Genomic DNA, 9,640 nt, shown 5'->3' with positions numbered 1-9,640 from the left:
GTGACGACGCAGATCACCTCCTCGACACCGCTGGCGACGAGATCGGCGATKGCCGCCCGGCCTTGCAGGCCGAGGCCGCCGAGAACCRCGATCTTCATGCCGGCTCCTTGCGGTCGTCAGACCAGCAGCCTTCSGGMARGCTGACCCATTTGTTGCAGGACGCCATGACGACGAAGGTCTCGCTGCGCAYGACTTCGCCCGGCTCGCCGGCGCCCGGGATCAGCTCGCTGGTGACGCGGTAGAGGTCGGCGACGTCACCGGCCACCGTCACGTCGACGATGATGTCGAAGCGCCCGGTGACCACCGAAGCCGAGTTGACGAAAGGCAGTTCGGAAATGCGCTGCGCCAGTTCGCGGGCCCGGCCGCGCCCCTGGGCATTGATGCCGACAATGGCCGAGATCAGCTCGGGCCGCTCGGTCAGGTTCAACAGGCCGACGATCTTGAGCAGATTGCGGTCGAGCAGATTGCGCAGCCGCGAGCGCACCGTCGGCACCGAAATCGCCAGGATCTCGGCGAGGCGGTTGATGCCCGGCTGTGCGTCCTGCGACAGCTGTTTGACCAGCCGCCGATCGGTCAGATCGAGATGTTCCCGCAAAATGCCAGTCTTTCATAAAGAGAAAAAATATCGGCAATCTTTTTGCCAATATGAAAACAGGCTATGTCAAGGATTTCTAGAAAGCAAGGCGTTGTTTTCAGCAGAAATGGCAATCGTGCGCCGGCCGGCGCTAGGTTGCACCTGCCTTTCTGTTCGGCTGTCTGGCTCAAGCCAGCGTGGCGGCCAGCAGCTTTGCCTGTGGCGTCAGCTCTTCAAAACTGCGGGCGCAGAGGTTGAGCTGGCGGGTCGCCCAGTCGTCGCTGAGGCGCAGGCTGCGCAGTGTGCGCGCGGAGCGGCGCGCGGCACTTTCCGGCACGATGGCGATGCCCGCACCTTGCGCGACCAGCCGGCAGACATTGTCGAGCCCAGGCACGCGGATGCGGATGTGCAGGTGGCCGCCGAGCCTGGCGGCCTGGCGGGTGATGTGCTCCTGCAGCGCGTGGCCGAGGCTGAGGCCAACAAAGGATTCGCTCAGGATATCGGCGAGGTTGACGACGTGCAGGCCAGCAAGCCCCGGCCAGTCGCGAGCGGTGATCACCACCAGGCGGTCGACGAAGAACGGTCTCTGCTCGAGATGCGAAAGACCGGCCCAGGTCGCGGCAATGCCGAGGTCGGCGGCACCGCTGGCCACGGCCTCGGCGATCTCGTGGCTGGGGCGTTCGTCCAGATCGATGTCGATGCCGGGATGCGCGACCAGGAATGCCGGCAGGAGGTCGCGCAGCAGCTCGGCCGTGGCGGCGGTGTTGGCCATCAGCCGTACACGCGCCCGCAGGCCGCCGGCATAGGCGCCGAGGTCGCCGGCCATCGCCTCGATCTGGTTCTGCACGGCCCGCGCATGGTGCAGCAGCGCCTGGCCGGCCGCCGTCGGCACCACGCCACGGCGGCGGCGCTCCAGCAGCGGCGCGCCGAGCCGCTCCTCCATGCCCTTGATGCGGGCGCTCGCCGAGGCCAGCGCCAGCCCGGCAAGCTCGGCGCCATGGGTGATGCTGCCGCGCTCGGCCACCAGCAGGAACAGCCGGAGATCGGTAAGATCGAAGCGCATCTTTCTGCTCCTGCGGGCCGTGCGGCTTCGGCCACAGCCTTCGGCCAGGGCGAAGGCTGACAGCGCAACTTCCACATTGTGCGCGGGCCGCATGTCAGTCAAATCTTTTGCGATGGGAGATGTGCGATGAGCGAAAAAGGGACAGGCCGGCCCGGCCTTCTTGAAACCATGGCCATCGTGCTGGCGGTCGCCGTGGCTTTTCTTGCCATGGCGCAGGCGCAGCCCAGCTTGCCGGGATGTACGACAACGGCTTCGCTCAGCCATGAAGCCGCGCTGGCGAAACCCAACCCTGATGCCGATGCGACGGACATGCTGCTGCATGACTGATACCGTGGTGCGGTCATGCTGAGTGCCGGCATCATTGCCTGGATCGGTGCGGTCTTTCTGGCCGCCGGCTTCGTCAAGGGCGTCGTCGGCATGGGGCTGCCGACCGTGGCGATGGGATTGCTGGTGGTGACGATGCCGCCGGCTGAAGCCGCGGCCCTGCTGTTGATCCCATCGCTGGTCACCAATCTCTGGCAGTTGTTCACCGGCCCCTCCTTCGCCGGCCTCGTCAAGCGGCTGTGGACGATGATGGCCGGCATCATGCTAGGCACCGTCGCCGGGGCCGGGGTGCTCACCGGCACGCATACGGGCGCGGCCTCGGCAGGGCTCGGCGCAGCACTGGTGCTCTACGCCGTTCTCGGCCTGCTCAAGCTTGGCTTCACCACGCCGGCGCGCCACGAGGCGTGGGCCTCACCGCTGATCGGTGTGGCCACCGGGCTGGTCACCGGCGCCACCGGCGTCTTCGTCATCCCGGCGGTGCCCTATCTGCAATCGCTGCGGCTGGAGAAGGACGATCTCATCCAGGCGCTTGGCCTGTCCTTCACCGTCTCGACGGCGTCTCTTGCCATCGGCCTGTTCCGGACGGGCGCTTTTGTGTCGCCGACGGCGCAGCTTTCGGGGTCGATCATGGCGCTGGTGCCAGCGTTGGCCGGCATGTTCATCGGCCAGGCGCTGCGCCAGACGATGAGCGTCGAGACGTTTCGAAAAGTRTTCCTTGGCGGGCTGCTGGTGCTGGGGGCGTATCTGATGTTGGAGGCGCTGTGGTGAGGTTGCCCCTCACTCGGCAATCGACCTGATAATCCTCGCCGGGTTTCCGCCGACAAGCGTGTTCGGGGGAACGTCCCTGGTCACCACCGAGCCCGCCGCGACAACAGAGTTCTCGCCCACCGTCACGCCGCCGATAACCGTTGCGCCGGCGGCGATCCAGACGTTGCGTTCGATGACGATCGGCTTTGCGGTGGTGAAGGCGCGCCGTCGCGACGGTTCGAGCGGATGGCCCGATGTGATGAGGCTGACATTCGGCCCGATCAGCACATCGTCGGCAATGTCGAGCCCGCCAAGATCATAAAACGTGCAGTTCTGATTGATGAAGACATTGCGCCCAACGCGGATCTCGGCTCCACCGGTCGTGTAGAAGGGCGGGATCAGCAGAAAACTGTCGTCGACTTGTCTGCCGATGAGTTCGCTGAACAAAGCGCGGACCTCGTCCGCGTCGTTGAATGTCAAACGGTTGAGGTTGGCGGTGATCGCCATCGCCCGCTTGACGTCCGCCAGCATGGCCGCCGATTCCGGCGTTCTGCCGGCGATTATCCTGGTGCGATCCTCATGCGCCATTCGTCATTTTCCTCAGGGGCGCGGTCGAACGAATGTGGCGCATGACAGCCGCGCCGGGATAACCCCGGCTGTTGTTTGAGCATGATTCCGAAAGCCGGTTCCAGCGTGAAGAGGCCGCTCTATCGAACCACCAGCACCGGGATTTCGGTGTAGGAAAGCACTTCAGCCGTCTGGCTGCCGAGAAGCAGCTTGCCCAGTCCGCGGCGGCCATGCGAGGCCATCACGACCAGGTCGCAGCCCAAGGTCTGCGACAGTTCCAGGATCGCTTCGGCGGGCCGTTTGTCCTCGACATGGACCACCTCAGCGGACACGCCGGCGGCATCGGCCGATGCCTTGCACTTGGCCAGAACCTCCTTGCCGTATTTGCGCGATTCTTCCTGGTAGACGGCCAGTTCATCGCCCGCCGCATAGCCGGCCATGGCGCCGCCCCAGGCGAAGATCGGGAATTGTTCGGAAACCGTGACAAAGGTGACGGTGGCGCCGATGCCTTTTGCCAAGGTGAGGCCGTGGGCAACGCCCTTGTCGGCCAGTTCCGATCCGTCGGTGGCGATGAGCAGATGTTTGTACATGATCTTCTGACCTGTTGTGCAAGGGCCGGTGCCCTTGGGGTGGCGGGAGCCTTGGAGCGGCTTATCCTGATATAGTTGCGCCATGGGCTTCCTCACAGGTCCAGCGACACGTGGATCAAGGACAGCCGAGGGTGGACCAATGGTCGGCCTCGGCGCCGCCCGGTCCAGATCACAGACTTTCGACGCCGCCCCGAATTCCCCTGTGCTCCATCGTCCTCTAAGGTGCCGGCGACATTGAAAGGCAGCCCATGAGCAACGCATATCCGCAAATCCACCTGGTCCGGCATGGCGAGACGGCATGGAGCCTTTCGGGGCAGCATACCGGCCGCACCGACATGCCGCTGACGCCGGCAGGCGAAGCGGCCGCGCGGGGCGTGGCCGAGCGGCTCAAGGGCCTGTCGTTCTCGGCGGTGTGGTCGAGCCCCTCACAGCGCGCCTACAACACCAGCGTGCTGGCCGGCTTTGGCGCGACAAGCGTCAGAAACGACGATCTGCAGGAGTGGGACTACGGCGCCTACGAAGGACGAACCACGAAAGAGATCCTGGCCGAGCGGCCGGGCTGGAACGTGTTTCGCGACGGCTGCCCAAAAGGCGAGATGGCCGCCGATGTCGGCGCCCGCGCCGACAGGATCATCGCCGCCTTGCGCAAGGTTAATGCCGACATACTGATCTTTTCCAGCGCGCATTTCTTGCGTGTGCTCGCCGCCCGCTGGGTCGGCCTGCCGCCGGAAGGCGGGGCGCTGTTCGTGCTCGATACAGCCAGCATCAGCGTGCTCGGCTACGAGCATGATCTCAGCGAGCCGGTCGTGCGCAAGTGGAATGGGAAGTAGGGGGCATCGCTCCTTGCTCCGCCCTAGGCCGTAGACTCATTACTGCGTAGCCAGATGCGGATAGCGACGAGCTTGACGGCGGCAAGATGCCGGTCAGCACGCGCCGATCATCAACACGCGATACACCTCTTGGCTTGTTGGGTAGCAGCGGCTCGATCACGCGCCATTCAAAGTCTGTCAGGTCATATCGGCTCATGGTGAGCCCTGAATCAGAATCCGGCGCGATGTGAAAGCAGCAAGTCGGCAAACGACCCTTAGCGGAATTTAAACGCCGCGCCTTTAGAGCGAAGCTATGCTGCCGAAACGGCTTCTACAGCTCCCGTACCTGGTTCACACGAACCGAGAACTCGGCTTAATGCTCAGAGGGGTAAAGCCGCTCGCATACTTCATGGATGTGGCTGGTCACGAGCCAGATTGCCTTGTCCGATATTGGCGAATGTTCGATAGGCACGTTGGCTTGGGGCGCTTTATCAAGCGTGAATTCCATGATCCAGCCCCTGAACGACCACAGTTCCAGTGTCGCTCAATCTTCTATTCGTTGCCAGGCGAGGAGTGGCGGATCGACGCCTTTCGGACGCTCCTCGCTCAACCCGGCGCGTGGTCCCGTGATCGCGAACGGCGATTTGGTGAATTGCTTGGCTACGCAGACTGGCAGAACGACTACTGGTTGAGCCGTCCAAGCGTTTAGTCCGCTTTCCACCTCATCTCAGCCGTTCGCGTTTATGGGTTCACGACCTAGGATGACGAAAGTTGGGGAGGCCAATTCCGGATGTCTGGCGCTGCACGAATTTGAGCCCGCGCAGCTCGACTGTTACTTGTCGAACTTCCGGATCGCCTCGGCGCTCACCGGCGTGAAGAAATTCACCAGATTGCCGTCGGGGTCGCGAAACAGCAGCGAGCGGTTGCCCCAGGGCATGGTGGTCGGCTGCTGCACGGTCACGGTCCTGATCGTGTCCGACAGCCGGGCGAATTCGGCATCGACGTCGCCGACGCGGAATTCGAGGATGGCGGTGTGGTTGTCGGCGGGCCGGGCGATGTCGCCGCCGAACAGCATCAAGGTGCGCGTGCTGCCGATCGCCAGCGTGCAGGAAGGTGTCGCGAGTTCGGCGAAGTCTTCCGTGTAGACCGTAACCGGCATGCCGGTGATCTCGCCGTAGAAGCGCACGAGGCGCTGGACATCCGAGGTGATGATGCGGACAGAGACGAAATTCATCGCAGGGCTCCTTGATCGCTGAAGCCGCGACCCGGCTCCCGACCGATCTATAGGCCAGGCCTCCTGACAGCTTTCTGTCAGGAGAGGAGCCCGACGGCTACGCTTCCGGTTCGGACCAGCTCTCCTGCACCATTGGCGGCAGGCCGAAGGCGGCGAACAGGTCTGCCGCGAGCGGGCCGACATAGACCGTCAGCGAGGCGATGCCGCCATCGGCCGGCTCGATGACATGCAGCGACTGCGCGCGCCATTCCGTCTCCTGATGACGCCGCGCGTAGACCGCGACCGCAGGCTGGCCGTTGGCCCGTGTCGCCACCGCGCGGTAGCTGGCGAAATTGCTCCACACGGTTTTGAAGAAATCGTGGATCGCCTGGCGTCCCTGGTACCAGTCCAACCATGGCGGCATGTGATAAGTGGCGTCCTCGCGCAGCAGCGCGATGAAGCCGTCGAGATTGGCCGCCTGCCAGGCCTGCATGTAACGGTCGAGCAGCGCACCTTCCTCCGGGTTGGGCTGCGATCGCTGCAAGGGACGTCCCTGCGGATAGCGCAGCGCCATCGTCGCACGCGCCCGCTGCAAGGCGCTGTTGACCGAGGCGGTCGAGCCGCCCAGCAACTGCGCGGTCTCCAGCGCCGACCAGCCGAGCACGTCGCACAGCAGAAGGGCTGCGCGTTGCCGGGGCGGCAGCAGCTGGATGGCGGCGACGAAGGCCAGCCGCACCGCTTCGCTTGTCTCATAGCGTGCCTCCGGGCCGGGTTCGCCGTCGACAAGGTCCGGCAGCTCGGCGTCGGGGTAAGGCTCCAGCCAGGAAAGCTCGGCGGCCGGCCCGGCGGCGGCGCGGCCCGCGGTCGGCGGCCGGTCCGGCGGCTCGAGAATGCGATGCGCGGWCGACCKCGCCTTGATGGCGTTGAGGCAGGCGTTGGTGGCGATGGTGTAGAGCCAGCCGCGCGGTGAGCCGCGCCCGTCGAATTGCGCGCGGCCGCGCCAGGCCTTCAGCAACGTCTCCTGGACGAGGTCGTCGGCCTCATGCAGCGAGCCCATCATCCGGTAGCAATGCAGCTTCAGCGCACGGCGGTGGGTCGTCGTCAGGCGCTCGAAGGCCGGCCGATCGAGGATCGGCCTGCCTGTCGGGCTCAGCGGCTCAAGCGGGCCGGGAGCGTCTGTCATGTCGAGCCTGCCGTGCGGAGTTTATCTCTCATCCTGCGCGCCTCATCCCGCCGCCGCAAGGCCGCTGCCGCTCACCGTGAAGGCAGTTCCATGCGCCTTGCCGCCGGCGAGCGCGACCACGGCGCGTCCGACATCGGCGGGTGTCTGCACATCGCTCATGCTGGCCAGGAAATCCGCCGGGCTGATGCCGAGATAGGCGGAGATGCTCGAAATGCCGCGCTGGCCGACGCCGGTGCCGGCCATGATGCGCATCGGCGCCAGCGCCATGAAGCGCAGGCCAAGCCCCAGCCGGTCAGCTTCTTTCTGGCTGTGGGCGGCCAGGAACATCTGCATGCGCTTGGCGCCGGAATAGCCGCCGGAGTTCGGCGGGCCGCCGCTGAATGCCGCGCCGCTGGAGATCAGCACCACGCGGCTGCCCGGTTTCAGCCCCCCTTGCAGGGCGGCCTTGCAGAACAGGAACGAYGCCTTGACGTCCGYYTCCCAATTCGCCGAGAAATCGTCCCAGCTCTGGTCCTGGATGGAGGCCGACGGAGCGAAGGCACCGGCCGAGATCACCAGCACGTCCGGCTGCATGGTGGCAAACACCGCGTCGGGCGCAGTGTCCTGCGTGGCGTCGGCGGCAAGCGTCGTCACTTCAGACGCTTCCCAGGAGAGCTCCTTCAAAGCTTCCGTGCTGCGAGCGACGGCAAGCACGGTTGCTCCTTCGCTGAGCGCAGCTTCCACGATCGAACGGCCGACACCCCGGCTGCCTCCGACCACGACGACATTTTGACCTTTCAACGATTGCATGGCTCATCTCGCTTCTTCCGGCCCGGAGGATTCCGGCGCCTGTAGGTGAAGACAGCGCGGGTGGGTGGAAATCATCGGTGGGGGGTGAAGAATTCTCTCAGGCTGCCCGCGAGGCAGGCGTGTCGCAGCCGTTCTGGTCAATGGACGATCTTTGCGAGAAGATGCACGCCGTTGCGCCCAAACCGGGACCGCGCGAGCCGCATAAAAAGTCAGCCGCATAATGAGTGCAAATCTTCAGTCGCTTGTTGCCAATGTCGGGGTCCCGACCGTGGTGGCAATCGTTTTGTTCGCTGTTGGAATATTCGTCAGGAATTTGCCACTTGGCGTGCGCATCCTGATATTCGTCGCCGCCGCCGCGATGAGCGTCCCCGGTTTCTTCGCACTCTATCTCCTCGCGATCTTTTCATCGCTAGGTCATACCTAGGTGGAGGTTCGCGATAAACGCCTCTGGTTTTCAAACTGAACCACCCCCCGATCGTCGTCCCCGCGTTTGCCAAAGATCCGCTTGAGGCGATAAACTGGACGGCCCATCGCCGACCTCTTGGGCGCATCGACAACCTGGGAGGAATGTACGATGACGACGCTCTTCGTGAGACATACCGTGTCCGACTACAAGGCCTGGCGCAAAGTCTATGACGGGTTCGCCCCGGTCCAAAAGGCCGGCGGCGTGAAGGCAGAGACCGTCTATCAGGCGGCGGACAACCCCAACGACGTCACCGTGACGCACGATTTCGCCAGTGTCGCCGAGGCGCAGGCCTTCATCAAAAACCCAAAATTGAAAGAGGCGATGGGAAACGCCGGCGTGGTCGGCGCGCCAACCATGTGGATCACCAACAAGACTTGATTGACCGCCCTGACTGACAGTGCTGCAATGAATGGCCGGGCCTGCTTCCTGCCTGGCGGGTGGGATTTTGCTCAGCCGGCCAGCAGCGCCAGCTCCTCCGCCGTCAGGTGCCGCGCCGTACCCTTGGCGAGGTCGCCTAGAGGCAGTCCGCCGATGGCGATGCGGATGAGGCGCTTGACCTCGATGCCGTGGGCGGCGAGCAGGCGGCGGATGTGGCGGTTGCGGCCCTCGTCGAGCACGATCTCCAGCCAGGCGGTGCGGCCGCCGCTGCGCAAAAGCGCGATCGAGTTTGCCGTCAGGGTCTCGCCGTCGACGGTGACGCCCGCGCGCAGCGTTTCCAGCATCGCTTCGTCCGGCACCGCGCCGACCTGCACGTGATAGGTCTTGGGCAGATGCGAGGCGGGGTCCATCAGTCGGTTGGCGAAATGCGTGTCGTTTGTCATCAAAAGCAGGCCTTCGCTCGCCTTGTCGAGGCGGCCGACCGGCGAGACGAAGGGCAGGTCGAGCCCTTCGAGGCAGGCATAGACAGTGTCGCGCTGTTGCGGGTCGTCGCGAGTGGTGACCAGCCCGCGCGGCTTGTTGAGCATGACATAGACCTTGCGCTCGGCAACGATTTGCTCGCCATCGACGACGATGCGGTCGCGGGTGAGGTCGACGCGCAGCGAGGCGTCACGCGCAACCTTGCCGCCGACGCGCACGCGGCCCTCGGCAATCAGCACCTCAGCCTGCGTGCGCGAGCACAGGCCGAGTTTGGACAGCGCGCGGTTCAGGCTGACGCCGGGGGACTTGGCCATATGTGGCCTCGTGGTCGCCGGTCTATCGGCATCGTGTGTCCGCCGTGGTGTCATGGCCGTCGCTCTGGTGTCGGTTGGGCCGACTGATGGCACGGGCGGGGGCGAGTTCGCAAGCTGCCGGCGGCGGGCGCGCTGGCATAACC

General features: G+C 64.8%; 12 protein-coding genes and 1 pseudogene. 4 read left to right on the top strand and 9 right to left on the bottom strand.

What is annotated here, in order from left to right:
* Positions 1-94: 94 nt before the first annotated feature.
* Entirely contained in the window at positions 95-595 is a 501-nt protein-coding gene (locus tag AC1DX0_RS24900) for an Lrp/AsnC family transcriptional regulator (protein WP_477357185.1), read from the bottom strand.
* A gap of 166 nt (positions 596-761) precedes the next feature.
* Positions 762-1,637, bottom strand: a complete 876-nt coding sequence (locus AC1DX0_RS24895; protein WP_477222762.1) for a LysR substrate-binding domain-containing protein — start codon at positions 1,635-1,637, stop codon at positions 762-764.
* A 126-nt stretch (positions 1,638-1,763) separates the two neighbouring features.
* Between AC1DX0_RS24895 and AC1DX0_RS24890 the strand changes: the two genes are divergently transcribed.
* A complete protein-coding gene (locus AC1DX0_RS24890) occupies positions 1,764-1,964 on the top strand; it encodes a hypothetical protein (RefSeq protein ID WP_477222761.1) in 201 nt (66 codons plus the stop codon).
* A gap of 15 nt (positions 1,965-1,979) precedes the next feature.
* The gene (locus tag AC1DX0_RS24885; protein WP_477222760.1) at positions 1,980-2,729 is read left to right on the top strand and encodes a sulfite exporter TauE/SafE family protein; all 750 of its coding nucleotides are present in this window, start codon (positions 1,980-1,982) and stop codon (positions 2,727-2,729) included.
* A 9-nt stretch (positions 2,730-2,738) separates the two neighbouring features.
* Here the strand turns inward: AC1DX0_RS24885 and AC1DX0_RS24880 are convergent, their stop codons facing one another.
* Both AC1DX0_RS24880 and AC1DX0_RS24875 read right to left on the bottom strand, forming a co-directional pair.
* The gene (locus AC1DX0_RS24880) at positions 2,739-3,296 is read right to left on the bottom strand and encodes a sugar O-acetyltransferase (protein WP_477222759.1); all 558 of its coding nucleotides are present in this window, start codon (positions 3,294-3,296) and stop codon (positions 2,739-2,741) included.
* A gap of 119 nt (positions 3,297-3,415) precedes the next feature.
* Positions 3,416-3,865, bottom strand: coding sequence for a universal stress protein (locus AC1DX0_RS24875; RefSeq protein WP_477222758.1), 450 nt, complete (start codon positions 3,863-3,865; stop codon positions 3,416-3,418).
* 248 nt (positions 3,866-4,113) lie between these two features.
* Between AC1DX0_RS24875 and AC1DX0_RS24870 the strand changes: the two genes are divergently transcribed.
* Positions 4,114-4,695, top strand: coding sequence for a histidine phosphatase family protein (locus AC1DX0_RS24870; RefSeq protein ID WP_477222757.1), 582 nt, complete (start codon positions 4,114-4,116; stop codon positions 4,693-4,695).
* 82 nt (positions 4,696-4,777) lie between these two features.
* Here AC1DX0_RS24870 and AC1DX0_RS24865 read toward each other — a convergent pair.
* From AC1DX0_RS24865 to AC1DX0_RS24850, 4 genes and pseudogenes are all read right to left on the bottom strand, one after another.
* Positions 4,778-4,891, bottom strand: a pseudogene (locus tag AC1DX0_RS24865) (IS5/IS1182 family transposase); the annotation flags it as partial.
* A 615-nt stretch (positions 4,892-5,506) separates the two neighbouring features.
* Positions 5,507-5,908: a VOC family protein gene (locus tag AC1DX0_RS24860; RefSeq protein WP_477222756.1), complete on the bottom strand. Its 402-nt coding sequence runs from the start codon at positions 5,906-5,908 to the stop codon at positions 5,507-5,509.
* A 97-nt stretch (positions 5,909-6,005) separates the two neighbouring features.
* Entirely contained in the window at positions 6,006-7,070 is a 1,065-nt protein-coding gene (locus AC1DX0_RS24855; protein WP_477357183.1) for an RNA polymerase subunit sigma-70, read from the bottom strand.
* A gap of 42 nt (positions 7,071-7,112) precedes the next feature.
* Positions 7,113-7,859, bottom strand: coding sequence for an SDR family NAD(P)-dependent oxidoreductase (locus AC1DX0_RS24850; RefSeq protein WP_477357181.1), 747 nt, complete (start codon positions 7,857-7,859; stop codon positions 7,113-7,115).
* Between the two features lie 574 nt (positions 7,860-8,433).
* Here AC1DX0_RS24850 and AC1DX0_RS24845 point away from each other — a divergent pair.
* Complete coding sequence (locus AC1DX0_RS24845; protein WP_477222753.1) at positions 8,434-8,703, top strand: cyclase; 270 nt, start codon at positions 8,434-8,436, stop codon at positions 8,701-8,703.
* 71 nt (positions 8,704-8,774) lie between these two features.
* On the opposite strand, the gene AC1DX0_RS24840 is transcribed toward AC1DX0_RS24845, so the two are convergent.
* On the bottom strand, positions 8,775-9,497 hold the full coding sequence (locus tag AC1DX0_RS24840) for a pseudouridine synthase (protein ID WP_477222752.1): 723 nt from the start codon (positions 9,495-9,497) through the stop codon (positions 8,775-8,777).
* Positions 9,498-9,640 lie beyond the last annotated feature (143 nt).

This window comes from Mesorhizobium sp. P3_A9, assembly GCF_056402975.1.
This window is presented reverse-complemented; position numbering and strand designations above follow the sequence as displayed.

What these genes read in the sequence shown, in the direction of transcription:
- AC1DX0_RS24895 (WP_477222762.1), bottom strand. Translation starts at nt 1,637, where the DNA reads ATGCGCTTCGATCTTACCGATCTCCGGCTGTTCCTGCTGGTGGCCGAG.
- AC1DX0_RS24890 (WP_477222761.1), top strand. Translation starts at nt 1,764, where the DNA reads ATGAGCGAAAAAGGGACAGGCCGGCCCGGCCTTCTTGAAACCATGGCC.
- AC1DX0_RS24880 (WP_477222759.1), bottom strand. Translation starts at nt 3,296, where the DNA reads ATGGCGCATGAGGATCGCACCAGGATAATCGCCGGCAGAACGCCGGAA.
- AC1DX0_RS24875 (WP_477222758.1), bottom strand. Translation starts at nt 3,865, where the DNA reads ATGTACAAACATCTGCTCATCGCCACCGACGGATCGGAACTGGCCGAC.
- AC1DX0_RS24870 (WP_477222757.1), top strand. Translation starts at nt 4,114, where the DNA reads ATGAGCAACGCATATCCGCAAATCCACCTGGTCCGGCATGGCGAGACG.
- AC1DX0_RS24860 (WP_477222756.1), bottom strand. Translation starts at nt 5,908, where the DNA reads ATGAATTTCGTCTCTGTCCGCATCATCACCTCGGATGTCCAGCGCCTC.
- AC1DX0_RS24845 (WP_477222753.1), top strand. Translation starts at nt 8,434, where the DNA reads ATGACGACGCTCTTCGTGAGACATACCGTGTCCGACTACAAGGCCTGG.
- AC1DX0_RS24840 (WP_477222752.1), bottom strand. Translation starts at nt 9,497, where the DNA reads ATGGCCAAGTCCCCCGGCGTCAGCCTGAACCGCGCGCTGTCCAAACTC.